Below are 25,647 nucleotides of genomic sequence, written 5' to 3' on the forward strand. Positions count from 1 at the left end.
GGAAGGGCGTGACGATCTGTCGCGGGTGCGAGGTGCCCCTGCGTCTTGAAAAACAAGAATCATTCGCATTTAATGGCGACCTGGTGGTGGCCGTCCTGTCCGACAGCGCGCGAGTCGCTCCGGGCCAGTCCACCGCCATCGGCCTTGCGTGCCGCCTTCCCTCCTCCGTCCTCCCCCAGGTCCCTCCATGCGTCGTCTGCGTTCGTCCGTTCCGCCCGCCGTGTCCGCCCGACATCGTTTCGCTCCCGGCCCATTGCAGGCTGCCATCGGCCTGGCATTGGCCTGCCTGTCCGGCATGGCGCTGGCGGCACCCCAGGAGGCCGCGCCAGCCGCCGGCGGGGCCGATGCCACGGATCTGGATACGGTGCTGGTGGTGGGCCAGCGTGCCAACCGCGTCAGCAATGGCGCAACCAACCTGGACCTGGCCATCAAGGACACGCCGCAGTCGATCAGCGTGGTCAGCAGCGAACAGATGGCGCAGTTCGGCGCCGACAGCCTCAACGAGGCGCTGCGCCTGGCCACCGGCATCCAGGTGGAGGAATGGGAAACCAACCGCACCAACTATCTGGCGCGCGGCTTCGAGATCAAGAGCACGCAGGTCGACGGCGTGGGCATGCCCAACGACTGGGGTATCGCCACCGGTGCGATGGACGCCTTCGGCTACGAGAAGCTCGAGGTCATCCGTGGCGCGAACGGCCTGCTCACCGGCGTCGGCAACTCGGCCGGCACCATCAACTACGTGCGCAAGCGCCCGACCAATGACGCGGAAGGCTCGGTGGGCGTGAAGGTCGGTTCGTGGGGCGAGCGCCGCGTCGAGTTCGATTATTCCCGGCCGTTCAACGACAACGGCACGTGGGCTGGTCGCGTGGTGTTCGCGCGCGAAGAGGGCGATTCCTACCTGCGCGACCTGGAGAACGAACGCACCTTCGGCTACGCGGTGATCGATGGCCAGGTGGGCGAGAACGGCACGCTGACGTTCGGTTACTCGTGGCAGCGGGCCGACACCACCGGCAACATGTGGGGTGCGCTGCCGTTCGTGAACATCGACGGCACGCAGCCGTCGTGGGACGTGGGCGCGTCGACGACGGTGGACTGGACCTACTGGGACACCAACACACAGGCCGCCTTCGTCGAATACACGCACCAGTTGGGCGACGACTGGCAGCTGAAGGCGACCTACAACCGCCGCAAGGGCGACAACGACGACGAGCTGTTCTTCGCCTATTCGTTCGCCGGCCTCGACCCGGTGACCGGGGTCGGCCTGCTGGGTTGGGCCTACAAGGGCCAGGACGAACTGACCTCGGATCTGGTGGACCTGAGCGTCAACGGCCGCTTCCAGCTGTTCGGCCGCGAGCATGAAGCGATGTTCGGCATCAGCCATGCGGAAAGCGAGCAGCGCTACTGGTTCAATCCGGCGCCGGGTGGCTCGCTGGCGTTCGGTCCGCTGCCTGCGTTCCCCTATGCGGGCAATGCGGTGCCGGAACCGGCATGGGAGGCGCAGGTGGCCTCGAGCGCATTCAACCAGCGGCTGAAGCGCGCCTTCGGTGCGACCCGCCTGTCGCTGACCGAAGACCTCAAGGCGATCGTCGGCGTGAACTACGCGGAGTACCACCGCGATGGCAACAACGATGGCGTGCCCTTCGCGGAAACCGAAAGCAACACCAGCCCGTATGCCGGCCTGACGTACGACTTCACCGACACCCTGCTGGGCTATGTCAGCTATTCGGACATCTACCAACCGCAGGACCAGCGTGATTTCGACGGCTTCTACCTGGCGCCGTCGAAAGGCGTGAACTACGAGGTCGGCGTGAAGGCGGAGTGGCTGGACAAGCGCCTGCTGACGACGCTGGCGTACTTCAACGCCGAGCAGGACGGGCTGGCGACGTTCGCCGGCTACAACACCGAGACCCTGCTGAACTACTACGTCCCGCTGGACGTGGAATCGAAGGGCTGGGAGTTCGAGGCGACCGGCAAGCTCAACGAGTACACCGACCTCGTGTTCGGGTACACGCACCTGAAGATGGAAGGCGAAGAAGGCGCGCTGACCTACGACTGGGTCCCGCGCCGAACCGCGAACCTGATGCTCAGCGCGCGCTTGCCGAGTTACGCAGCGTTGTCGTTCGGCATCGGCGGCCGCTGGCAGAGCGCCATCTCCAACGTCGAGAGCTACAGCGGCCAGACCGTACGGCAGGGAAGTTACGCCGTGCTCAATGCGTTCGCAGCATGGGATTTCCTGGAGAACGCGACCCTGCGGGCGAACGTCGGCAACCTGACCGACGAGAAGTACATCAACACGCTGTACCAGATCGGCTACTACGGTGCGCCGCGGCACTGGTCGCTGAGCCTCGAATACCGGTTCTGATCCCGTCCACGCCCTTGCTGCCACGGTCGCCGCCGCCCCCATGTCCACGATCATGAGTCCGGTGCCGCCCCGTTCGCGGCGCCTGCAGCTTGCGGTGCGCATCGCCACCGCCGTCTTCGGGGGTTATGCCTTTGCCTGGGGCATCGTGGCCGCGGGTGCCAGCCTGATGTTCGCGGCCGGCATGGATTTCCACGATGCCGAGTTCCTCGCCTGCCTGCTGGGCGTGTTGGCGTTCCTCGTGGTGTTCCTGTGGGCGTTCGTGGCGCGCGCGCCGTGGGTGGCGTGGGCGGTGCTGGCCGGTGGCGGCGCGTTGCTGGCCGCGACCGGTTCGTTCGTGCAATCGCTGCTGGTCTGAGCCGGAGGAGGTCGACATGATGCAGGGCTTCCGCCAGGCGATGGCCTGGGTGCACACCTGGTTCGGACTGGTCCTCGGCTTCGTGCTGATGGCCGCGTTCTTCTTCGGCGCGCTGTCGGTGTTCGACCGCGAAATCGATCGCTGGGCGATTCCGTCCACGCGCTTCGAACCGCAGCCCATGCCGTCGTACGAACAGGTCCTGCGGCCGGCCTTCGAGCGCATGCAGCCATTGCCCGCCGCCGTGGACGCGATGCGTCCCCGCGTGGACGGGCCGATGCCGGCGCGCTTCGACACGGTGGTCAGCTGGAGCGCGTACACCACCCATCGCGATCCGGTGCTGCAGCTGTTCGCCGGCTACGAAGTTCCCAACGCGAAGGATCCGGAGGAAGCCATCTGGGCCGACACCACCATCGATCCGCGCGATGGCACGCCGCTGCCCGACGACCGCCTGAAGGTCGGCAGCGGATTCTTCTATCCGATGCACTACGGGCTGACCCTGGACTGGAAGCAGCTCGGGATCTGGATCGTCGGTTTTTCCGCGCTGATGATGCTCGTCGCGCTGGTCACCGGCGTGGTGATGCACCGCAAGGTCTTCCGCGAGTTCTTCACCTTCCGGCCGGGCAAGGGCGGGCTGCGCAGCGTGCTGGACCTGCACAACCTGACCGGCGTGGTGGCGTTGCCGTTCCACTTCTTCTTCGCCTTCACCGGGCTGCTGATCTTCGCGTCGACCTACTACTTTCCGCTGGGCCACACGCAGTTGCACGAACTGCATGACCTGCATGCCGACGTGGAGGCGCGCGAGACCGGATTGCCGCACGAACGCGCGGGGGTGCCGGCGGGCCTGGCGAACGTCGACGCGATGGTCGCCGAGGCGCAGCGCCGCTGGCAGGCAAACGACAAGGCCGGCGACGTCGGATTCCTCGTCCTGCAGCATGTCGGCGATGCCAACGGGTACGTCAGCGTGTATCGCGCCGGCACCGACCGCATCGCGCTGGTCGGCGACGGTATCCACTTCAAGGCGTCGACGGGCGAGCTGATCCGCGAAGATCCCGCGCCCACGGCCGCGGGTCGCGTCGCCGAATTCCTCACCGGGCTGCACCTGCAGCACTTCCGTCACTGGTTGCTGCGCTGGATGTACGTGCTGGGCGGTCTTCTCGGTGCGGTGTGCATCGCCACCGGGTTCCTGTTCTTCGTCGAGAAGCGCAAGCGCCAGCACGCGCGGCAGGGACAGCAGGGTGCGCGCGTGGTCGATGCATTGGCGGTGACCATGGTGACCGGCATGGTGCTGGCGGCGCTCGGCATCCTGGTGGCCAACCGGCTGTTGCCCGATGACCTTCCCGCGCGCGGCGATTGGGAACGCTATGCGTTCTGGGGTACCTGGCTGTTGGCGTTGCTGCATGCCGCGTGGCGTAGCGCACCGGTGGCGCGCGGCCTGGCCAATCCGGCGTGGCGAGAGCAATGCGGCATGATCGCGTTGCTCGCCCCGACGACGGTGCTGCTGAACTGGATCACCACCGGCGACCACCTGCTGAAGACGATCGGCGCGGGCTACTGGCCGGTGGCGGGCGTGGACCTGGCGCTGTTGGCGGGTGGCGCGCTGGCGGCGTTGGCAGCACGCACGCTGAAGCGGCGCGCTGCATCCGCCCCGGCATCGCGCATCGCGGAACCGGAGACGACCCATGCATGAGTCGGCATCCGCCCTCCTGCTGCTGGCGGCGCTGGTCGCCAGCGTGGCCGGCATGGGATGGCTTGCGTTGTCGATGCCGGTGCACGCGCAGCAGGTGTGGAGTGCGCCGCTTGCCGCACCGGCGAGGCGCGCGCTGAAGGTTGCGGGCGCGGTCGCGCTGGCGGTGGCACTGGGGCTGTGCCTGGCGGTCGATCACGCCACCATGGCCAGCCTGGTCTGGGTGATGGGGCTGACGGCGGCCGCCGCCAGCGTGGCGATGACGCTCGCCTGGCGGCCGCGCTGGCTGCGATTGCTCGTGCCCTGGATGCGGAGCGGCCCGACGCGCCCCTGAGGATCGCCGCCGGTGCTCCCGCCCGCCAGGACGGTGCAGCGAATGCGCCGGCAAGCGCACCATGACTTCCGGTGCCGCAGGAGTACGATGCGGACAGAGGGGGGTGCTGATCGAATGGATGCGCCGGTCGACAATATGCGTGCCGTGGGGTGGCCGGCGAAGATGGATCGCCGTCGGCGCCGCCGCGCCTTCCATCTGTTGCTGGCCACGGGTTCCATCATGGCGCTGGTGGGCCTGGGATGGGGGGTGTTTTTCGCGTGGCGCGGCGAATGGCCGGTGGCGGCCATGGAACTGGCGATGGCATCGCTGGGCGTGGGGGTGATCGTGATGGCTCGCCTGCGGCGCCCGCGCGCGGCATCGTGGGTGGCGTTCCTCGGCCTGGCCGGCGTGCTGTGCTTCTTCTCCGCGTTCCTCGACGTGCCGACGGAGCAGGTACCCAGGACCAGCCATGTCTTCCTGCTGGTGCTCGCGCTGTGCGCCCACCACGTGTTCCGCGACGAGAAGCCCTGGCTGCGCTATGCGCTGGTCGGCGCCTTGATGGCGTTGTTCGTGGTGTTCGCGGCCGCGCCCTTGCAGGCGCCGTCGTCGCTTGCGATCGCCGACGAGGTGCGCCGCGTCGGCATCTGGATCAACCTGGCCACCGCGATGGCCAGCCTGCTGATCGTGCTGCGGCTGGCCGACACGGACATCGCCGAACATCGTGCGCTCCATCGCGCCCTGCGGGATGCGTTGTCGCAGCGCCGTTTCGTGCTGTTCTACCAGCCGCAGGTCGATGCGGCGGGGCGTATCGTCGGCGCCGAGGCCCTGCTGCGCTGGCAGGATGCGCGGCGTGGCCTGATCCGTCCGGTCGATTTCATGCAGGCGGCCGAAGATACCGGTTTCATCCTGCCGCTCGGCCAATGGGTACTGCAGGAAGCCTGCCGGCAGCTGGCGGCCTGGCAGGCGACGCCGGCGCTGCGCCACGTGCGGCTGTCGGTGAACATCAGTGCGCTGCAACTGCGGCAACCGGACTTCGTGCAGCAGGTGGAGGACGTGATGGCGCGCAGCGGCATCCAGGCCGGCGCATTGACGCTGGAGTTGACCGAGAGCGTGCTGGTGCACGACATGGACGATGCCGTGGGCAAGATGCGCGCGCTGCACGCGATGGGCGTGCGGTTGTCGCTGGACGACTTCGGTGCGGGCTATTCGTCGCTGTCGTACCTGCGCGACCTGCCGTTCTCCGAGATGAAGATCGACCGTGCCTTCACCCGTGGCGTCGTGCGCGATGCACATGCGGCCACGATCACGCGCAACCTGCTGCAGCTGGGCCGCGACCTGGGGATCGACGTGATCGCCGAAGGCATCGAGCAGGAGGACCAGTTCGCCTTGCTGGGCGAGCAGGGATGCCGCCTGTTCCAGGGTTACCTGTTCGGCCGTCCGATGGACGTGGCCGCCTTCAGCGAGCGCATCGCGACATCGCCTTGAACCATGCGGCGTGACGGATTCAGCGCAGCGCGCTGTCCGGTACGTCGATGTCCATCGCCAGCGCCAGGTGGTCCGAATTGGCGGCGGGCATCGCACGCGCGTTGTCGCCGCGCAGGCCTTCGCTGAGCAGGATGTGATCGATCGCGCGCTGCGGGCGCCAGCTCGGAAACGTGGGCACGCAGAACGCCGGCGGACGCAGGCGGGTGCGCTTGTAGAGCAGCTCCATCTCCGGCGTGTCCGGCACGCAGTTGAAATCGCCCATCAGCACCGCGTGCGGATGGTCCGACAGCAGTTCGCCGATGAAGGCCAGCTGCGAGCGGCGCGAGTTGGCGCCGAGCGAGAGATGGGCGACGGCGACGGTCAGGCCTTCGTCGCCTTCGCCGAAGCGGGCCATCAGCACGCCGCGGCCACCGATGCGGCCGGGCAGGCTGTGGTCGCTCACTTCCACCGGTTCCAGCTTGCTCAGCAATCCGTTCGCACTGCCGGCCACGCGCGCGACATTGCGGTTGGGCTGGTGGGTCCAGTAGTCGAACCCCGCGCGCTCGGCCAGGTAGTGCGTCTGGTTGGTGAAGCCCGAGCGCAAGCTGCCGGGATCGGCCTCCTGCAGGCCGACGATGTCGTGCGCGCCGGCCAGTTGCGCGATCGCATCCAGGCTGCCCCGCTTGTTGCCCGCCGGCAGCGCATGCGACCAGCTGCGGGTCACGTAGTCGCTGTAGCGGCGGGTACTGGAGCCGGCCTGGATATTGGCGCTGAGCAGGCTCAGCCGCCGCGTGGCGGGGGAGTCGAGCATGGAAGTGGGGGCTTCCGTGCCGCTCAGCGCTGCGCGCGTTCCATCGCGACCAGGTGATCGGCGATGCGCAGCACGTCGGCGTAGGTCTGGCCGCCGGTGACGCGGTACTTGCCGTTGACGATGATCGTCGGCGTGCCTTCCACGCCACTGTTCTTGGCGAACTGCATGCCGCGGGCGATCTGCGAATTGGTGCCGAAGCTGTTCATCAGCGACACGAATTCCTTCGCGTCCACACCGTACTTGGCATACCACTGCGCGATCTGCGCGGGATCCGCCGGCGGCTGGCCTTCGCCCGGCAGCGCGCGCTGCAGGTGGATGGCGCTGAACACGGCGTCATGGGTCTTGTCGACCAGGCCCTTCGCCTGCGCGGCGTAGAACGCCTTGCCGTACGGCGCCCACACGTTGCCGAAGACGACCGGCACGTACGACACGCGCACGTCGGCGGGCTGCTTCTTCTTCCACGCGGCGATCTCGGGTGCGAAGCGGGCGCAGGCCGGGCAGACGTAGCCGAACACTTCGACGACTTCGATCTGGCCGTTGAGCGGCGCGTACGGCTGGCCGTTGGGGATCTCGACGTAGTCCTTGCCCGCCACGGGTGCCGGGCCTTGCGGCGGCACGACCGGATTGGTGCTCGTGGCCGCGGCATCCGTGCCTTCGGCGGGGGCGGCTGCCGCAGCATCGGTGGGAACGGCGGATGCCTCCGCGGCGGGTGTGGCGGTGGCATCTTCCGTGGTGGCAGCGGTCGGCGCTTCGGCAGTCGGGGTGGTGTCGGTCGAGGGCTTCGGACCGCAGGCGGCCAGCAGGGGCAGCAGCAGGGACAGCATCAGGACGTGGCGGGATTTCATCGCGCGGACTCCAGGGTCATCAGGGGAAGAGGTGTCGGCTGAGCCGGGGACATCACATTCTGCATGGCGCCCGGGGTGGTCGCCATGACGGAATCATCACTTGCGCGTGCGCTCGCGGGCCACGAGGCGGTCGGCGATCTTCAGCATGTCGCTGTAGTTGCGGCCGCCGATCACGCGGTACTTGCCGTTGACGATGATCGTCGGCGTGCCTTCCACGCCGGCGGCGCCGACCCAGTCGCGCGCCTTGGCGAGCTGCGCATCGACCTCTGTCCCGCGCAGTGCGGCCATGAACTTGGCCCGGTCCACGCCCTGGCTGGCATAGAAGCCGGCGATCTCGTCGGCGGAAGCATTCTGGATCGGCAGCGTGCCGGCCGTGTGCAGGGCATCGAACACCGCCTGGTGGGTGCGCTCCTGCACGCCCAGCTGCTGCGCGGCGAAGAACGCGCGCGCATAGGGGATCCAGTAGCCGCCGAACGCGGCCGGGACGGGCGTCAGCTTCACGTCGCGCGGCAGGGTCTTCTTCCACGCCGCGAGGGTGGGTTCGAAGTGGGCGCAATGGATGCAGGTGTAGCCGAACACCTCGGCGACCTCGATCGTGCCCTTGGCCGGCGCGAACGGCTTGCCGTCCGGGATCACCGCGTAGTCCTGGCCTTCGACCAGCGGGCCGGGCGCCGGCGGTGCGGCGAGCGTGGTGGCCGGCAGCAGGGCCAGCAGGGTGATCAGCACGGGCAGCAGACGCGACACCATCGGGATTTTTCCTCTGCGTGCGGTGCCCGGTGGTCGGGCGCCGCGAAAAAAGAAACGCCGGCCATGGTGGGGCCGGCGCTATGAACAGGAGCTTGAACTTCCGGCCGCGCGAGGCGGCGGATGTCCGGGATTACTTGCCGCCGGCCTTGGCGGCCGCCACGTCGTCGGCACGCGCGTGCAGACCTTGCAGGTAGCTGGCGAGCGCCTGGATTTCCTGCTCGGTCAACGGGCCGGCGACCTGCGCCATGATGTTGAAGTGGGCGGCATCCTTGAGCGTGGTGGTGCCGGCCTTGTACTCGGTCAGGCGGCGCACGGTGTAGTCCTGCATCTGGCCGCCGATGTGCGGGTAGGCCGGGCCGGGGTTGCCGGCGCCGGTCGGGCCGTGGCACGCCTGGCAGGCCGGCACGCCGCGCTTGGCGTCGCCATTGCGGTACAGCTGCTGGCCCACTTCGTAGAACTTCATGTCCTTGTACGGACCGCCGGCGACGACGCTGTCGTCGGCCAGGCCGGCGCCCGACTTCTGGGTGGCGAAGTACGCACCCACGTCGCGCATGTCCTGCGCATTGAGGGTCTGGGCGAACGGGGCCATCACCATCGCCATGCCGGTGTTGCGCTCACCCGAGGCGAACAGCGCCAGCTGCTGGGCGACGTAGCGCTCGCTCTGGCCGGCGATGCGCGGGTACTGCGGATCGCTGGGGTTGCCGTCGGCGCCGTGGCAGGCCGCGCAGGCGGCTGCCTTGGTCTGGCCGGCCTTGGCGTCGCCCCAGGTGGTCTTGGCGAGATTGATGTCCAGCGGGGCGGTCTCGACCGGCACGTTGTCCGGCACGGGAACGACCGTGGTCTGTGCAAAAGCGACTGCGCCCACGGCCAGTACGGCCAATCCGGCAAGTCCCATAACGCGAGCGTGGCGCATGCTAAAGCTCCGAAACCTTTGACTGATGGCGGTGCCCGAAGGGTCCGCGAAACCCGCGAATTATCGTCGCGGCGGTCGCTTGCGGTCAATTCAGGCGGTATCCGGCCCGCCCCCGTGCGATCCTATCGCCATGTCGAACCCCCTGAATTCCGCCAGTTACCTGCTCTCCGCCCACACGCCGCGCCAGTTGCCGGAGGATGGCGGCCTGGAAGTGGCCTTCGCCGGACGCTCCAACGCCGGCAAGTCCAGCGCCCTCAATGCGCTGGTCAACCACAACCGGCTGGCGCGGGTGTCCAAGACCCCCGGCCGCACCCAGCAGCTGGTGTTCTTCCAGGTCCAGCCCGAGCGCTACCTGGTCGACCTGCCCGGCTATGGCTACGCCAAGGTGCCGCAGGACCTGCAGGCCCACTGGCAGGCCTTCATCGACCGCTACTTCCGCACCCGCGAAGCACTCCGTGGGCTGGTGGTGGTGATGGACATTCGCCATCCGCTGAGGGACTACGACCGCCAGATGCTGGGCTACGCCGTCCAGCGCGGGCTGCCGGCCCATGCGCTGCTGACCAAGGCCGACAAGCTGGGCCGCGGCCAGCAGGGCAACGCGCTGCAGGCGGTGAAGAAGGACCTGTTCTCGTCTTTCGGCGATACCGTCAGCGTGCAGACGTTCTCGGCCGAATCGAAGCAGGGCGTGGACGAGGCACGGATGGTCGTGGGCGACTGGCTGGCGCTGGGCTGACCTAGACGTTGACGTGGAACAGGCGGCCGACTGCCGCCGCGGCGGCCATCGCCATCGCACCCCAGAAGCCGACCCGCCAGGCGCCGCGCAGCACCGGCGCGCCGCCGACCCAGGCCGCCAGGCCACCCGAGGCCAGCAGGCCGACCAGCGTGGCGACGGTGGTGACCAGCGCCACGCGATCCGGCGGCGCCAGCAGGGTGGTGGCGATCGGCAGCAGTGCGCCGACCGTGAACGCGGCGGCGGAGGCGAAGGCCGCCTGCACCGGGCGGGCACGCATCGCCTCGGAAAAGCCCAGTTCGTCGCGCATGTGTGCTTCGAGCGCATCGTGCGCGGTCAGTTGATCGGCCACCTGCTGCGCGAGTTCGGGCGTCAGGCCGCGATGCACGTAGATCTGCGCCAGTTCGTCCCGCTCGGCATCCGGCACGGCCTGCAGCGCTCGCTTCTCGATGGCCAGGTCGGCAGCCTCAGCGTCGGCCTGCGACTGCACCGAGACGTACTCTCCAGCGGCCATCGACATGGCGCCCGCCACCAGTCCCGCGATGCCGGTCATCAGGATCGTGGAGGGGTTGGCGCCGGCGACGGCGACGCCCACCACCAGTCCGGAGATGGACACGATGCCGTCGTTCGCGCCCAGCACGGCCGCACGCAACCAGCCCACGCGTGCGGAGCGGTGCGCTTCGTGATGCGGGCTGGTCGGGAACGGCGGGCGGGTGTCCATGCAGGCAGCGTAACGGCCTGTGGTCGATGCGTCGATGCGACCGTCCATGGGACGCTGGGTCGCCGGCGTGGGCCTGCTGGCGTGCGGGTCGCCACGCTATAGTGCCGCCCTTGCCGCGCCGCCCACCGGCGGTGCGCCTTCCCCCACGCGAGTCACCGCCCTTGTCCAGCCCCAGCCACGTCGCCGACACGCTGATCTCCGACCGTACGCAACTGGTCGACTACATCGCTTCCGGCGAGAAGCCCGCGCAGGACTGGCGCATCGGCACCGAGCACGAGAAGTTCGGTTTCCGCCTGGACGACCTGCGTCCGCCGACCTTCGATGGCGATCGTGGCATCGAGGCCTTGCTGAAGGGCCTGACGCGCTTCGGCTGGGAAGCGATCGAGGAACGTATTGGCGAAGGGCCGGGCCGCGTCATCGCGCTGTCGAAGGACGGCGCTTCGGTCACGCTGGAACCGGCGGGCCAACTGGAACTGTCCGGCGCGGCGGTGGAAACGCTCCACCAGACCTGCACCGAAGTGGGTTCGCACCTGAGGGAAGTGAAACAGGTCGCCGACGAACTGCAGCTCGGTTTCCTCGGCATGGGCTTCCAGCCCAAGTGGCGCCGCGACGAGATGCCGTGGATGCCGAAGGGCCGCTACCAGATCATGAAGTCGTACATGCCCAGGGTCGGCCAGCTAGGCCTGGACATGATGACGCGCACCTGCACCGTGCAGGTCAACCTCGATTACGCCAGCGAAGCGGACATGGTGAAGAAGTTCCGCGTGTCGCTGGCGCTGCAGCCCGTCGCCACCGCGCTGTTCGCCGATTCGCCGTTCACCGAAGGCAAGCCGAACGGGTTCCAGAGCTATCGTTCGCACATCTGGACCGATACCGACGCCGACCGCACCGGCATGCTGGATTTCGTGTTCGAGGACGGCTTCGGCTACGAGCGCTACGTCGACTACATCCTCGACGTGCCGATGTACTTCTCCTACCGCGACGGCATCTACCACGATGCCAGCGGCAAGTCGTTCCGCGATTTCATGCAGGGCAGGCTGGACGTGCTGCCCGGCGCGCTGCCGACGCTGCGCGACTGGTCCGACCACCTGACCACCGCCTTCCCCGAAGTGCGGATGAAGAAGTTCCTGGAAATGCGCGGTGCCGATTCGGGTCCCTGGAACCGCATCTGCGCCCTGCCCGCGTTCTGGGTCGGCCTGCTGTACGACGATGCCGCGCTCGATGCGGCGTGGGACCTGGTGAAGGATTTCTCGCTGCAGGAACGCCACGCGCTGCGCGACGGTGTGCCGAAGCAGGCGCTGAAGCTGCCGTTCCGTGGCGGCAGCGTGCGCGACCTCGCCCGCGAGGCGGTGAAGATCGCCATCGGCGGCCTGCAGCGCCGCGCACGCCTCAACAGCAAGGGCGTAGACGAAAGCGGCTTCCTCGATGCACTGGTCGAGATCGTCGAAGCGAACGAAACCCCTGCCGAACGCAAGCTCGCGCTGTTCCATGGCGAGTGGAACGGCGACATCGACCGCGTGTTCCGCGAGTTCGCGTACTGACCCGCGCTCAGTAGCGCGAGGCGGTCAGCGGCGCGTCGGCCCACTGCCATGCCGCGGCCTGCCGGCGCGAGGTGTCGCGCGCGGCGTCCGCCAGCCCGAGGCGTTCCTGCGCCTGCGCCAGTCCGAACAGCGACCAGCCGTTGTGCGGATAGGTCTTCAGGTCCTGCGCGAAGGCCTCCGCCGCGCCTTTCGCATCGCCCTCCTCCAGCAGTGCGGCGCCCAGATAGTGACGGACCGGCAGCGGCCAGTCGGCCGGTTCGTTGTAGGCCAGCGCATCTTCGGCGGTCACCGCGTCGCGCAGCGCGACGATGCCTTGCGCGGGCTTGCCCTGCGCACGCAGCAGCTCGCCGCGCAGCAGGGCGTCGGCAACACGCAGGACGCTGTCGGCACGGTTGAGGTCGAAGAAGCTCAGCTCCGCCATGGCCGGATCCCGCGCGATCGCCTGCAGCGCATCCGCCTCGCGAGCGGCCTCGGCCAACGTGCCCTTCCGCAGCTGCGCCATGCCGCGGGCGAAGTGGCGGATGGCGGCGGGATAGGGCAGTTCCGGCGGCGTCGCGTCGTCGGCAAGGATCGCGTCCCAGTCGCCGAAGCGGACGCGGGTGAGCGTGGGCGCGACCACGAACTGCTGCATGAACTGCATCGGTGCCTCGCCCATCGCGGCACGGTCCGCTCGCTGGGCCGTCTGCATCGCGGCCTGCAGGGCCAGGGTGCGCGAACCGGTCAGGCTGGTCGTCATCGTGGCGAAGTGCCAGTTGTGCGGCACGTAGCCGAGCGGATAGACGCCGTTGCTGCCGCGGCACACCGCCAGGAAATCCTTGTCCGCGGTGGTCGCGGCGAAGTTGCTCAGGGTGGCGTCGTGGTAGCGGCCGATGCGGATGTAGGTGTGCGCGGGCATGTGCACCAGATGGCCCGACCCCGGCGCCAGTGCGGCCAGCGCATCGGCATAGGGTTCGGCGCGTCCGGGATCGGGCGAGGCTTCGGTGGCGTGGATGTAGTAGTGCATCGCGCCGATGTGGCGCGGGTTGCGCGCAAGGACGCGCTCCAGCTCGCCGAGCAGGCGCGGCGTGTGTTCGGCCGGTGCGCCATCGGGTTTCCAGTACGCCCAGGGAGACAGATCCATCAGCGCTTCGGCATACAGCGTCGCGGCATCGTCGTCGTCGGGAAACTGCGCGACGACGCGCGCCATCGCGTCGGCATAGGCGCGGTCCAGCGGTGCACGGTCCTCGGGCGCAGGGTCGGCATAGCGCGCCTGCAGCGCCTGGATCAGCGCGCGGTCGGCCTCGCGTGCCGATCCGGCAAGCCGGGCAGCACGCGTCGCGAGCACGGTGGCGTCCTTGGCGAGCGCCGGATCCATCGGCAGGTTGATGTTCGGTCCCAATACGAGTGCCTGGCCCCACACGCACATGGCACAGGCCGGATCCAGGCGCTCGGCTTCGGCGAAGGCGCGCGCCGCCGCTTCGTGGTTGAAGCCGTAGGCCATGCGCAGGCCCTGGTCGAAATAGCGTTGCGCCGCGGGCACCCGGCTGCCGATGTCGCGGTGCAGGTCGCCGAACGTCTCGAACAGGGGCGGCGCCGTGGCGGCGGCATCCGCGGCGGGTGGCGCTGTCGGCGCACGGTCGCAGGCGACCAGCAGGACGGCAAGCAGCGGCAGGAACAAGGATCGACGCGTCATCGCACTCTCCCGTGAAGGCCCTGTCCGACCGTAACGTCGCCGGCAGCGCGTGGACGGCCACGGAATCCGGTGCGATCCGACGGACGGAGGTCGGTGGCGGGAGTCGGCTGCCCGCCGGACTGTCCTCGCAGCGGGGGATCCGACGTTGTTCCAAGGGCGGCGTGGCGGCATGCGGTGGCATGCGACACTCCGCGCAGGGGGCCGGGGCGGAAGGATCGCCGCGGCGCGTTTTGGCGCTCGCGAGCGACGCATGGATCAGGTTCCGGTCACCCAGTTGCTGAAACGCGCGCGCGAGGGCGACGTGCGCGCCGCCGATGCCGTGTTCGCCAGCCTGTACGACGAACTCAAGCGTGCCGCCCACCTGCAGTTGCGCCGGCACCACGACAATCTCGATACCACCGTGCTGGTGCACGAGACCTACCTGAAGATGGCCACCGGCGAGCGCCTGGCCGCCAACGACCGCGCGCACCTGCTGGCGATGTCGGCGCGGGCGATGCGACAGGTGCTGGTGGACCATGCGCGCGTCGCACAGGCGCAGAAGCGCGGCGGCGGCGTGGATGCGCTGACGTTGACGGCCCGGCTGGGGGGCGACGAGCGCGCCGTGGTGGAAGTGCTGGCGCTGGACGAACTGCTCGATGCCCTGCACCAGGCCGATGCACGCGCCGCGCAGATCGTCGAGTTGCGCTACTTCGGCGGTTACGAGGAAGCCGAGATCGCGCAGATGCTGGGCGTCAGCGAGCGCACCGTGCGCCGCGACTGGCGCGCGGCGCGGGCCTTCCTGCTGGCGGAACTGAACAAATGAGCGACGGCGACCTCGAACGCAGGCGGCGGGCACTGGGTCTGTTCCGCGAGGCGGTCGAGATCGCCCCGCCCGAGCGCGATCCGTGGCTGCGTCACGCGTGCGCCGGCGACGATGCGCTGCGCGCGGCGGTCGATGCCCTGCTGGCGGCGGACGCGAGCAGCACCGAGCCGTTCGCCGGCGACGCGCTGGCATGGGGACGGGCGTTCCGCGACGAACATGGCGAGGTCGCGCGCGATGCGCTGGTCGGCCGCAGCATCGGCGCCTGGCGCATCACCGGCATCCTCGGCCACGGCGGCATGGGGGCGGTGTACCGGGTCGAGCGCGATGACGGCGCGTATGCGCAGCATGCCGCGCTGAAGCTGATCCGTGCGGGCACCGACTCGCAGGCCGCACGCGACCGCTTCCTGCGCGAACGGCAGATCCTGGCCCGCCTGCGGCATCCGAACATCGCCACGCTGCTGGATGGCGGCATCAGCGGCGACGGCGATCCCTGGTTCGTGATGGAACTCGTGGACGGCCAGCCGATCGACCGCTGGTGCGATGCGCGGCAGCTCGGCCTGCGCGAGCGCATCGTGCTGTTCCTGCAGGTGGTCGATGCCGTGCGCCACGCGCATCGCAACCTGGTGGTGCATCGCGACCTCAAGCCGTCCAACCTGCTGGTGGATGCCGAGGGTCGCGTGAAGCTGCTGGATTTCGGCATCGCCAAGGAACTCGCGGATACGCGCGCGGTGACCGTCGACCGCGCGCTGACGTTCGAGTACGCCTCGCCCGAACAACTGCTCGATGCGCCGATCACCACGGCCACCGACCTGTGGCAGCTGGGCGTGGTATTGCACCGGCTGTTGTCGGGCGCGCATCCGTTCGGCGTGACGCACGAGACGCCGGTGGCGCACCAGCTGCAGCAACTCGAGCGCGATCCGGAGCCGCTGACGCGCGCCGCGTCGCAATCCAGCAGCGAGCAGGCGGCGCAACGCGGCGGGCACAGTCCGGCATCGCTGGCGCGCGCGTTGCGCGGCAGCCTCGCGCAGATCGTGCAGGCCTGCCTGCGCCGCGACCCGGAAGCGCGTTACGCCTCGGCCGACGTGCTGGCGAACGATCTGCGCGCGTGGCTCGACGACCGGCCGATCAGCGCGGTGCCGCTGTCGCGGACCGACCGTGCGCGCCTGTGGCTGCGGCGCAACCGCGGACTCGCCAGTGCGGCCGGTATCGTCGCGGTCGCGTTGCTGGCCGGCACCGGCGTGGCCCTGTGGCAGGCGCGCGAGGCCCGCGCGCAGGCGCGCATCGCGGAACGCGAATCCGAGAACGCACGCGCCACGCTGACGTTCCTCGCCGACACCCTGGCCGCCGCGGCGCCCGAGCAGGCGATGAGCACGGAGGTCAGCGTGCGCCAACTGCTGGACCAGGCACGCGCCAAGCTCGACCAGCGCGCACTCGGGCCGCAGGTGAGGCAGCCGGTGCAGCGGATGCTGGGGCGGCTCTATCGTTCGCTGGGCGACGACCAGCAGGCGGTGGAGCTGTTCTCCGCGGGCCTGAAGGACGTGGCACCACAGACGCGCGAAGAAGCATTGGCATTGGCGGACGATCTGGTGGCCTATTCCGACGAATTGGGGGACCTGGAGCGCAATGCCGAGTCCCTGGCCGCGGCGGACCAGGCCGTCGCGCTGCGCCAGCGCTTCGCGCCGGACGATCCCGAACAACAACTGCGCGCGATGGCGCACCTGACGCTGGGGCACGTGGAGAAATACGGCCTGGAGTGGTGCCGCAAGCGGGCCGAAGCCTCGCTGGCCTTCGCCAAGCGCATGCCGTCTCCGCCGGCCGACGTGGTGCTGGACATCTATTCGGACATCGGCACTGCCGCGAACTTCCAGAATGACCGTCGCCGCCTGTTGTCGGTGAGCCGGGAGGGCCTGGCGTACGCGGATGCACACGGCATCGCCAGCGACTCGCCGGTACGGCGCACGCTGGTCAGGAGCCTGGTGTCCGGACTGCTCCTGGAGGGCAAGGCGACCGAGGCGGAACAGGTGGTCCGGCGGGCCATCGCCGATGCCGAGAAGACCGGCGGCTACGGCGGTACCAGTGCGACCGTGTGGTACCAGACGCTGGCGGAGACCCTGCTGGGGCAGGGGCGCTATCGCGAGTCGCGGGAGGCGGCGGAAAAAAGCTATGCCCTGTCCAGCCGGCAGGGCGAGGGTCCTCGCAACCTGGCGATGGCGTTGGCCAATCTCGCCACCATCAGCCTCATGTACGGCGACTATGCCGTCGCCCTGGCGCGTTCCACGCAAGGCATCGCACGACTGGACGATGCAGGTGTTTCTTCCGAGGACAGCTTCCGCCGCACCATCGAGCGCGTGCATGCGCGCGCACTGGTGGCCAACGGAAAGTTCGACGACGCGGAGGCGCGACTGGAAGATCTTCGGGCGCGCTCGCAGCGCCTGGACGGCGATGCATCGGACGAGTACGCGCAGGTGCTGGGCGACCAGTTGAACCTCTATCTGCGCACGCGCGATACCGCACGCGGCGGTCCCCTGCTGGCCGAGTTGCGTACGCGCATGACGCAGCGAGGCGTGCCCGACACGCATGAGCAGTTCGGCTACTTCTCCGCCATGCAAGCCACGCTGGAGCGCCTGCGCGGCGACGCGGCATCCGCCGAGCGGCACCAGCGTGACGCGGTCCGGCGGTTGCTGGCCAGTGCCAGTGCCGTCGACGTGGCGGTCGCGCGCGCCACGCTGGCCGGCGATGTGGCGGCGCGAGGCGACCGCAAGGAAGCGCGCCGCCTGCTGGACGAGGCATTGCCGGTGATGCGGGAAATGCTGTTGCCCGGCGAACGCAACCGCGTCGATGCGGAGACGCTGTCTTCGCGCCTGTGACGGCACGGCCGTGCGCGCGGACCGCAAAGCGGTTGGCGTCGGTACCGTGGGAGAGGGGACACCCGCAACACAAGGTTGCGTGATCGTCGCGCCATCCGATACGCCACGCGAGGATCACCGCGATCGTTGCGCGGCGCGTCCGATGCGGTGCGCATCGTCATGGTCCTGACGCCGGTGGAGGGACGTTCCCCGCGAAGCACACGCCGCCCTGCACGGGCGGCATCACTCTTCGCAGGGTTCGATCCGCGCCATCGTGATGCTGGGGCCTGTGCCGCCGCAGGCTCTGGCGCCGGGACCCATCGCGCAGCCGGTGAGCGTGGTATGCAGGTAGCCCACCTCTTCTCCTTCTTCCACGGTGTAGGTGCCGTTGAAGTCCGCACGGATCACGTCGATGCGCGTGCTCCAGTCCATCTTGCCGCCGCCCGCGCCCGACGGTGTGAACGCCATGCGGCTGACCGCACCGCCGGCGCATCCACGCCCCTCGATGGCGAACGGCTTGGCGAGATCGCAGACGTCCTTGCCGCTGACGCCGGAGCAGCCGGGGAACACGGTGATGCGGTAGGCGTGCTGTTCCTTGGTATCGAATTCCAGCGTTGCGCGTCCCACGCCGCGCTTGCTGCGCGCTTCGAACGTGATCGTGGCGGCTTCGTCCTTCTTCGCGGGTCCCGTGTACGCGTACTTCGCATCGGCCGGCACCTTGCCGCTCGCCGGCTGCAGGCTGGAGCCGCCGCTGAGCGTTGCGGTCACGGTGCCGCCGGCCGGCGCGCCGTCGGACTTCGCGCGCGGCGCGGCTTCCACTTCGTAGTGGGTGGAGGGCTTGGCGCCTTTGCGCTTGGTGGGGGTGCTGGTGGGTTTCAGCTCCACGCACCGGCCAGTTTCCCAGGGCGCCTGCTTGCCTGAGCCGCGCAGCATCATCTCGGCGAACAGGGTCTGGATCAGCTGCGCGCCCTGCATCAGTTGCTGGGTGCGTTGCACCTCTTCGGGCCGGAAGATGCTGAAGCCCTTCTCCATCCGGTTCTCGAAGATCTCGCCACCCCCGCGCTTCCAGCCGGCACTGATGTCGACGTGTTGCGACGCGTAGTTCTCATAGCCGCCCATCTTCAGATCCATGCGTGAAGACGATCCATCGGACCCCTGCATCAGCTGGGCGTCGTCGTCGAGCCAGCGCTCGTAGACGAAGCGTGAGTGAACGTAGCCGCCCGTACCTTCCTTGCCCGTGACGCGCACGGACGAGTCGATGTCGGACACCACGGAGATCTTTCCCTGTGCGTCCGGGCAGGCGTCCGTCTTCATCTTCATCTTGATCTTGCCGGTCAGGCCGTCGGCGATCTTGCCTTCGTAGGTGTACTCCTGGCTGAGGCTGCCGTCCGAACCGATGGTGACCTGTGCACCGCCTTCCTTGCCGCCGAAGTTGATCGGTCCTTCCTTTGCCAGTTCGGCCAGCTTGTCGTCGGAAGCGCCGGCGATCATGCCGGACAGCAGGCCACCCGTCATGAATCCTCCGAAGGTGCCCATGCCCAGGCCCAGCAGGCCACTCGACATGCCTTCGCCGGTGAAGGCGGCGGGAATCATTTTCGGCACCTGTGCCTGCGTGCCGCGGGCCTGCCGTTCGTAGTCTTCCGCCAGCGCCTTGAGCGCTGCCACCGCCTGCGCCTCGCCGCCCAGTGCGGCTTCTACGCCGGTCGCCTGCATCAGCCGGTAGTGCAGCCAGTAGTCGAGCGGGCGCAACGACTGCAGGGAAGGCTCCGGCCCTTCGGCCACGAACTTGTCGAGCTGCGCCTGTGTCGGCGTCCTGCTTTCAGCGAGCGCTGTCGTGGCCTGGTCTCCGTCGCCCTGCGTGCACGACGCGAGCGACAGGAGCAGCCCGGCAAGCGCGGGGAGTGCGAACCAGCGAAAAGGTGTCGAGTGCGTCACGTGCGAGTCTCCGGTGAAGTCGATGTGCGGCCGCCGTCCGACGCGATCAGGGCTGTGCGGCCAGCAGCGGCGCTGGCACGTCTGCGGTGAGTTTCAACAGCGCCGCCCAGTCCTGCCGATTGAGGTTGCATTGCGCGGGCGCATCGGGGCTGCATGGCGTGTCTACCGCACTGCGCGTGGGCAGGTCGGCAAAGCGGCCGGCGTCGTCCAGCCTCAGCATCCGCAGGGCGACGGTCTGCTGCACGTTGCCGCCGACCAGCCACGCGATGCCGTCCTGCGTGGCCACCACGATGTCGCAATGCATCGGCAGGCCATCGCCGCCATCGAGGATGTCGAGCAGACCCTGGTAACCCACCGCGCGCGACTGTCCGCGCACGTAGCAGAGCAGGTCGCCGGGCGCAGGCGCCGCCTCGTGCGGTGCAACCAACCGGTAAGGCGCGGCCGGCAGCGCGCGGTGTGCCGCACGTACGTAGTCGACATGGCGGGACGATGCACCGAAGCCCGGCACGCGCGCCTGCCGCATCACCCACGACACGAACGCGGCCGACCACGGCGTGTCCACGACGAAACTGCGGCAGGCCGCACCCACCGCGCCGCATCCGCCCGCCAGCCCGCTGCCGTTCCAGTACGCCGCCACCTTGCGCCACGCCTGCGCACCGTCGGCCAGCGCATCGTTCTCCGCTTCGTACACCGCCTGGCCACCGACCCGGCCATCCGCGTCGATGAAAGGACGGAACCAGGCATGGTTCTCCTGGCAGGCGATGGCTGCGATGCGCGTGGCGACATCGGTCGACGCCCGTTGCGTGCGCAGCTGCGGACACGGATCGGCGGCCCGGGCGGGCAACGTGCCCCACAGGGTGGCGAGGGCGAACAGCAGCAGCAACGTGGATTTCATGGGTGTCGTCCATGGCGGGAAAGGGCGGGCGCGCGGCCCGCCCTCGACGGGGTTCAGAAGTTCCTGAGCAGGCCGCGCAACAGCTTCTTGGCGCCGCCTTCTTCCTTCTTGTCGGGGGCCTGCTTGCCGTCGTTGTCGCCTTCGTCGGCGGGCATGTCGCCGAGTCCACCCAGGTCCATGCCGAGCATGGCGCTGGTGGTGGACTTGGTGCGCACGCGGACGTTCCACTCGGGGTCCCACGGCTGCTTCGGATCGGCAGGTTTCGGCGGCCACACCAGATTGGTTTCCGGCCCGTATGCGATCAGGTTGAGCGAGGCCAGTCCGCCGTGTTCGCCCTTGCCGGTGGAAGTGAAGATGCCCTTCGGAATGGCGCAGTCGGTGGTGCCGGGCGCAAGCAGCACCTTCTGCTTCAGCCACTTGTCGATGTACGAGCCGGTCAGGTAGTTCATCAGTTCATGGCCGGCGCCGGCCACCTCCGCGCTGCTCCACATGACGAAGTTGCGCTCGTCCTGCATCGCCATGGCGTCGATGAAGTACGCCTTGGCGCGGTCCACCGGTTGCCACGTCAGCGCGACGCTGTCGGTCAGTTCGCCGCGCGTCTGCAGCGCGATCTTCGGCATGAAGTCCGCGCTCTGGCCCAGCTCGAACTGCAGCGAGGCCGGTATGCCGTCGCCGGTGATGCGGTGCTGGCCCACCATCGACGAACGCTCGCCGAGGCGCTTGCTGTTCTTGAGGTTGGGCCACAGCGCATAGCCTGGATTGACGTCGATGTCGCGGTCGGGGACGAACAGGCCGGGCGCCAGCGAGCCGTTCTGCTGGAACTGCCCGTTCCTGACCCTCAGCGTGATCACCTTCGGCTGTCCCGGGCGCACGGTCGCACTGCAGCCCCAGTACTGCCGGATGGTCACTTCGATGTCGTGCATCTCGTGCTCTTTCGGCTCATCCACGCTCTTGCCCGGCGGTGGCGGCAGCAACGACAGCGATTTGCCGACGCCGAGTGCCGCCGGCACGGCCTGTTCGGCGGGCATGCCCGGCTTGAGCCGGTTGTACAGGGCGATGTCCAGCAACCGGCCCGGGCTGCCGGGGATGTTGCGCGCCTGCGGATACCCCTGCGGTCCCTGCTGCCCGCCCATCATCTTGCCGGCCAGTCCGCCCAGCATGCCGAGGTCGGGCATGCCGGCCATGGAATGCGTGGCGACATCGATCCAGACCTGCGTTTCCGGCCCCGCAGGCGGCGCGCTGCTGGCGGGTAGCGCCACGATCAGCGCGGTGGCGAGGGCGAGTTTCATCGGCGGACGACGCATGGCGGCAGGCTCCTGGTATAGGCGATGGGGTGGTATGCGAAGAAACGCATCCACAGGGGACACGCGCCGGACCGCCGGTGTCGGCCGCGGCCGGGCCATCCCGTCGATGGGTGTCGGATGAACGGAAGGCGCGTGCGTTTCGGCCCGTTGGACCGGGACGCCGGGACGAGGTGGCGGCAGGCAACAGTGGCCTGTCCGGCGGCGTTGGCCGGTGGCCGCGGCAGGCCTTTCAACGACGGTCGGGTTGCCGGGCCATCAGGGCCGCGGCGGCGGAAGCGGACAGCGGACAGCGGCCAACGCCGCTGGCGTCAGGCCGCGATGGCGTGCCGTCGCGCGAGCAGGCGCGCGTAGAGTGCGGCGCCGTAGTGGGGTTCGTGCAGCGGCGTGCGCAGTTCGAACCGCGGCGAGGCTTCGTGCAGTGCCTCCGCGAACGGGTGCATCAACAGGTCGCCGGCGCTGAAGGCGCCGCCGGAGTACGACACGACGACGTTCTCGTCGTGGTCGAACGCCAGCCGGTCGTGGATCGCGACGACGATGCCGGCAAGCTCATGCCCGGCATTGGTGTAGATCTTCCCTGCGGCGGCATCGCCCTGCCGTGCCGCTTCGGCCACGATGCGCGAGATCTGCGCGATCTCGCCGCGGGTTCCCACGCCAGGCCCATAGATGCGCGCGCACAGGTCCAGGTCGGTGGCCAGTGCAAGGCGGTCGTTGATCAACGCATGCAACGGGCCCTTCGGCAGGCGCCCGTCGCTCATCCGCGAATACGCATTCAACCCCTGCACGGCGATCCAGTAGGCCGAACCTTCGTCGGAGAAGGCTTCGCCCCAGCCGCCGCCGCGCGCCTCCACGCCCTGGCGCTGGCCGTAGCCGATCGAGCCGGTGCCGGCGACGATGTTGATGCCGTCGCCGCAGGCCAGCGAGCCGGCCCAGCCGCACACCATGTCGTTGTCGCAGCGGTAGCGGCCGTGCCCGAGCACCTGCGCCGGTATCGCGTCCAGGCATGCGGTGGCCTGCGTGTCTTCGCCGTGTGCCGGCAGGCCGAAGAACGCGTACGCCAGCGCATGCGTATCGCGCACGCCGGCATCCGCGAGCACGGAGGCGATGCCGTCCGCCAGTATCCGCTGCACGCCATCCAGACCCACTTCCGGGTGATAGGTCGTGCCTGTCTGCGCGTGCGCGATCAGCTGCCCGTCGTCGTCCATCAGCGCGAACCGGGTCTTGGTTCCGCCGCCGTCGACGCCCAGGTAGACGCGCTGCGTCATGACGCCGTATGCAGGCGGACACCCTGCACGACGCGGTTCACCGTGCCCTGCTTGTTCGGGTTGTCCGGCGACAGGCCGAGCGCACGGGAGACGTGGAAGGCGAACATCTGGGCGACGGTGACATACGGCCACAGCAGGTCGACGTCGTCGGCACCGGCGAGGAACGGCACCGCGACGGTATCGGTCGCCGCGTCGGCACGCGGTTGCGCGCTGACTTCGATCACGCGCCCGGCCACGCGGTCCTGGCGCAGCTCGTCGATCAGGTCGTGGTCGTACTTGCGCGTCAGCGGATCGTTGGAGACGAAGACGACGACCAGCGTGCGCGCCTGCAGGAAGGTCTTGGGTCCGTGGCGGAAGCCGAGCGGCGAGTCGTAGCAGGTCGCGACGGCGCCATTGCTGAGTTCGCCCAGCTTCAGCGCGGCCTCGCGCGCCAGGCCCTGCATCACGCCGCTGCCCAGGTAGACCACGCGCTCGTACCCCGTCAGCGCGAGCGCATGGGTGGTGGGACCGGCGTGGTCGATGGTCTGCGCGGTGGCATCGCGGATCGCCGGGATGCGCGGGGCCAGGCGGGGGGTGCCGACGAAGGCCGCCAGGGTGGCGTACATCATGCAGCTGAAGCTGGACGTCATCGCGAAGCTGGCGTCGTGGGTTTCCTCGGGCAACTGCAGGGTCAGCAGGTGGCGCGCCGGCGCGCGTCCCAGCGCGCCCTCGGGATTGCAGGTGACCACCAGGTGGCGCACGTCGGCGACGATCGATTCGACCAGCGCGACGGTGGCCAGGCTTTCCGGGCTGTTGCCGGAGCGGCCGAACGACACCAGCAGCAGCGGTTGTGCGGGATCGAGGTACAGGTGCGGCGCGCTGACGATGTCGGTGGTCGGCACGGCGTCGACGCGGGCCGGCAGGTGGCGATCCAGCAGCGGCGCCAGGCACTGGCCGATGTAGGACGACGTGCCGGCGCCGGTGAGGATCACGCGCGCGTTCGGGTCCTGCGCGATGGGGCCGATGAACGCGTCGATCTGCGCCTGCAGGTCGGCCAGCAGCGCGTGGGTGCGTTCCAGCATCGCCGGTTGCTGCTCGATTTCGCGCGCGGTCCACAGCGCGCCGCCGGCCTGGAGGTCGGATACGGGGACGCCGAGGTGGTCAGGGGATTTCATGGGGATGGCAGGCATGATGGTAGTCGTCCAGGACGGCACTGATATGCGCCATCGCCAGCGACTGCGGATCAAAGGTCGCGCGGTCGTGGCGGAGGGCGTGCAATGCATGGGGGAGGTATTGGCTGATCAGCGGGAGCGGCGGCGAGGTATCGCGCAGGTTGGCGAACAGGCGCGCGCGCGCCGCTTCGATCACCGGGTCGGGCCAGTAATAGCGGATGCGGTCGCTCAGGCTGTACTGCAGGTCGATGGTCAGCGGCTGGCCCTCGCCGTGGTAGTAGCGGCGCCAGTGCTGCGGCTGGTCGCGCATGCGTTGCATCGCCACGTCGCGCAGGTTGGCGCGGTGCTCGGGCGCGATCCAGTCGCGTTCGATCGCATCCAGCGCCCACAGCGCCTCGCGCAGCGCGAAGGTCAGGCCGGGACCGACCTTGAGGATGGCGAAATGGTCGCGCACCAGTGCCTGCAGGGCCTCGCGTGTCTGGTAGTCGGTGGAGTGCGCTTCGTACACCATGCCCTGCAGCGGCACGATGGCCTCGCTCAGCGCACGTGCCTTCTCCGGCGCGTAGTCGATGACGTCGTGGTGGTCGAACTCGACGCCCGGCTGCACGACCGACGCGATGACGCGTTCCCATGCCCGCGCGAGTCCGGCGGCATGGAAGGCCTCGCGGTGCGCGTCGATGGTGGCGCGCGCGGCGGCCGGCGTGGTGGTTTCCAGTCCCGCGATGGCTTCGGTGGCGCCGCCCGGCACCGGCACTTCGGTACCGATCACGTACACGGGCGCTTCGCCGCCGGCCTGTCCGTACGCGTCCTCGGCGGCGCGGCACAGGCGCACGGCACGACGGACGATCTCGCTTTCCGGCAGCGGCGTCGGATCATCCGCGCAGGCCATCGAGCAGTCGAGGTGGATCTTGCGGAAGCCGGCCGCGACATAGGCCGCCACCATCACCTCGGCCTTGTCCATCGCCGCGCCGGCGTCGAGCGCGGTCCATGGATTCGGCCCCAGGTGGTCGCCGCCTAGCGCGATGCGCGCGGTGTCGAAGCCGGTGCGTCCGGCGATGCCGTGCACGAAGGCGACGAAATCCGCCGGCGTCATGCCAGTGTAGCCGCCGTCCTGGTTCACCTGGTTGCACGTCGCCTCGAACAGCACCAGCGGCGAGGCGTGCTCCGCCGCGTGCCGCAGCGTCGCCTCGATGACGATCGGATGCGCGGAACAGATGGAGGTCACGCCGACGGCCTGGCCGAGCTTGTGGCGTGAGATGAGGTCGAGCAGGGCGTGCATGTACAGGTTCGTCCG

At 69.1% G+C, this 25,647-nt stretch carries 21 protein-coding genes; 9 read left to right on the forward strand and 12 right to left on the reverse strand.

Annotated features, from left to right (window positions below; genetic code table 11):
* Positions 1 to 220 precede the first annotated feature (220 nt).
* From V7060_RS06985 to V7060_RS07005, 5 genes are all read left to right on the forward strand, one after another.
* On the forward strand, positions 221 to 2,362 hold the full coding sequence (locus tag V7060_RS06985; protein ID WP_334178518.1) for a TonB-dependent siderophore receptor: 2,142 nt from the start codon (positions 221 to 223) through the stop codon (positions 2,360 to 2,362).
* A 40-nt stretch (positions 2,363 to 2,402) separates the two neighbouring features.
* A complete protein-coding gene (locus V7060_RS06990) occupies positions 2,403 to 2,717 on the forward strand; it encodes an iron uptake protein (protein WP_334178519.1) in 315 nt (104 codons plus the stop codon).
* A gap of 16 nt (positions 2,718 to 2,733) precedes the next feature.
* Positions 2,734 to 4,404, forward strand: coding sequence for a PepSY-associated TM helix domain-containing protein (locus V7060_RS06995; protein ID WP_334178520.1), 1,671 nt, complete (start codon positions 2,734 to 2,736; stop codon positions 4,402 to 4,404).
* Entirely contained in the window at positions 4,397 to 4,735 is a 339-nt protein-coding gene (locus tag V7060_RS07000) for a DUF3325 domain-containing protein (protein ID WP_334178521.1), read from the forward strand. The genes V7060_RS06995 and V7060_RS07000 overlap by 8 nt, the downstream gene beginning before the upstream one ends.
* Positions 4,736 to 4,897: 162 nt before the next feature.
* Positions 4,898 to 6,199 (forward strand): EAL domain-containing protein, encoded by a 1,302-nt coding sequence (locus tag V7060_RS07005; RefSeq protein WP_334178522.1) that lies wholly within the window; start codon positions 4,898 to 4,900, stop codon positions 6,197 to 6,199.
* A gap of 19 nt (positions 6,200 to 6,218) precedes the next feature.
* Here the strand turns inward: V7060_RS07005 and V7060_RS07010 are convergent, their stop codons facing one another.
* The 4 genes from V7060_RS07010 to V7060_RS07025 form a co-directional block, all read right to left on the reverse strand.
* Positions 6,219 to 6,989 carry an endonuclease/exonuclease/phosphatase family protein gene (locus V7060_RS07010; RefSeq protein ID WP_334178523.1) on the reverse strand — a complete coding sequence of 257 codons (771 nt, stop codon included), beginning with the start codon at positions 6,987 to 6,989 and terminating at the stop codon, positions 6,219 to 6,221.
* Positions 6,990 to 7,012: 23 nt separating this feature from the next.
* Positions 7,013 to 7,834: a thiol:disulfide interchange protein DsbA/DsbL gene (locus V7060_RS07015; RefSeq protein WP_334178524.1), complete on the reverse strand. Its 822-nt coding sequence runs from the start codon at positions 7,832 to 7,834 to the stop codon at positions 7,013 to 7,015.
* Between the two features lie 96 nt (positions 7,835 to 7,930).
* Entirely contained in the window at positions 7,931 to 8,587 is a 657-nt protein-coding gene (locus tag V7060_RS07020) for a thiol:disulfide interchange protein DsbA/DsbL (RefSeq protein WP_334178646.1), read from the reverse strand.
* 124 nt (positions 8,588 to 8,711) lie between these two features.
* The gene (locus tag V7060_RS07025) at positions 8,712 to 9,494 is read right to left on the reverse strand and encodes a c-type cytochrome (protein WP_334178525.1); all 783 of its coding nucleotides are present in this window, start codon (positions 9,492 to 9,494) and stop codon (positions 8,712 to 8,714) included.
* A 130-nt stretch (positions 9,495 to 9,624) separates the two neighbouring features.
* Between V7060_RS07025 and yihA the strand changes: the two genes are divergently transcribed.
* Positions 9,625 to 10,227 carry a ribosome biogenesis GTP-binding protein YihA/YsxC gene (yihA, locus tag V7060_RS07030; RefSeq protein WP_334178526.1) on the forward strand — a complete coding sequence of 201 codons (603 nt, stop codon included), beginning with the start codon at positions 9,625 to 9,627 and terminating at the stop codon, positions 10,225 to 10,227.
* Between the two features lies 1 nt (position 10,228).
* Here the strand turns inward: yihA and V7060_RS07035 are convergent, their stop codons facing one another.
* Positions 10,229 to 10,945 (reverse strand): VIT family protein, encoded by a 717-nt coding sequence (locus tag V7060_RS07035; protein ID WP_334178527.1) that lies wholly within the window; start codon positions 10,943 to 10,945, stop codon positions 10,229 to 10,231.
* 161 nt (positions 10,946 to 11,106) lie between these two features.
* On the opposite strand from V7060_RS07035, the gene V7060_RS07040 reads away from it, so the two are divergent.
* Positions 11,107 to 12,486, forward strand: a complete 1,380-nt coding sequence (locus V7060_RS07040; protein ID WP_334178528.1) for a glutamate--cysteine ligase — start codon at positions 11,107 to 11,109, stop codon at positions 12,484 to 12,486.
* A gap of 7 nt (positions 12,487 to 12,493) precedes the next feature.
* Here the strand turns inward: V7060_RS07040 and V7060_RS07045 are convergent, their stop codons facing one another.
* A complete protein-coding gene (locus V7060_RS07045; RefSeq protein ID WP_334178529.1) occupies positions 12,494 to 14,158 on the reverse strand; it encodes a hypothetical protein in 1,665 nt (554 codons plus the stop codon).
* Between the two features lie 250 nt (positions 14,159 to 14,408).
* Here V7060_RS07045 and V7060_RS07050 point away from each other — a divergent pair, with 250 nt between their 5' ends.
* Both V7060_RS07050 and V7060_RS07055 read left to right on the forward strand, forming a co-directional pair.
* A complete protein-coding gene (locus tag V7060_RS07050; protein ID WP_334178530.1) occupies positions 14,409 to 14,960 on the forward strand; it encodes an ECF-type sigma factor in 552 nt (183 codons plus the stop codon).
* On the forward strand, positions 14,957 to 17,827 hold the full coding sequence (locus V7060_RS07055; protein ID WP_334178531.1) for a serine/threonine-protein kinase: 2,871 nt from the start codon (positions 14,957 to 14,959) through the stop codon (positions 17,825 to 17,827). The genes V7060_RS07050 and V7060_RS07055 overlap by 4 nt, the downstream gene beginning before the upstream one ends.
* 222 nt (positions 17,828 to 18,049) lie before the next feature.
* Here the strand turns inward: V7060_RS07055 and V7060_RS07060 are convergent, their stop codons facing one another.
* From V7060_RS07060 to V7060_RS07085, 6 genes are all read right to left on the reverse strand, one after another.
* Entirely contained in the window at positions 18,050 to 19,741 is a 1,692-nt protein-coding gene (locus tag V7060_RS07060) for a hypothetical protein (protein WP_334178532.1), read from the reverse strand.
* A gap of 46 nt (positions 19,742 to 19,787) precedes the next feature.
* Positions 19,788 to 20,636 carry a DUF2272 domain-containing protein gene (locus V7060_RS07065; RefSeq protein ID WP_334178533.1) on the reverse strand — a complete coding sequence of 283 codons (849 nt, stop codon included), beginning with the start codon at positions 20,634 to 20,636 and terminating at the stop codon, positions 19,788 to 19,790.
* Between the two features lie 53 nt (positions 20,637 to 20,689).
* The gene (locus V7060_RS07070) at positions 20,690 to 21,940 is read right to left on the reverse strand and encodes a hypothetical protein (RefSeq protein WP_334178534.1); all 1,251 of its coding nucleotides are present in this window, start codon (positions 21,938 to 21,940) and stop codon (positions 20,690 to 20,692) included.
* Between the two features lie 308 nt (positions 21,941 to 22,248).
* Positions 22,249 to 23,202, reverse strand: coding sequence for a BadF/BadG/BcrA/BcrD ATPase family protein (locus tag V7060_RS07075; protein ID WP_334178535.1), 954 nt, complete (start codon positions 23,200 to 23,202; stop codon positions 22,249 to 22,251).
* Complete coding sequence (locus tag V7060_RS07080; RefSeq protein ID WP_334178536.1) at positions 23,199 to 24,356, reverse strand: SIS domain-containing protein; 1,158 nt, start codon at positions 24,354 to 24,356, stop codon at positions 23,199 to 23,201. Before V7060_RS07080 ends, V7060_RS07075 begins: the two co-directional genes overlap by 4 nt.
* The gene (locus V7060_RS07085; RefSeq protein ID WP_334178537.1) at positions 24,343 to 25,632 is read right to left on the reverse strand and encodes a D-tagatose-bisphosphate aldolase, class II, non-catalytic subunit; all 1,290 of its coding nucleotides are present in this window, start codon (positions 25,630 to 25,632) and stop codon (positions 24,343 to 24,345) included. The genes V7060_RS07080 and V7060_RS07085 overlap by 14 nt, the downstream gene beginning before the upstream one ends.
* Positions 25,633 to 25,647 lie beyond the last annotated feature (15 nt).

Source organism: Pseudoxanthomonas sp. (genome assembly GCF_036845285.1).
Taxonomy (GTDB): domain Bacteria; phylum Pseudomonadota; class Gammaproteobacteria; order Xanthomonadales; family Xanthomonadaceae; genus Pseudoxanthomonas_A.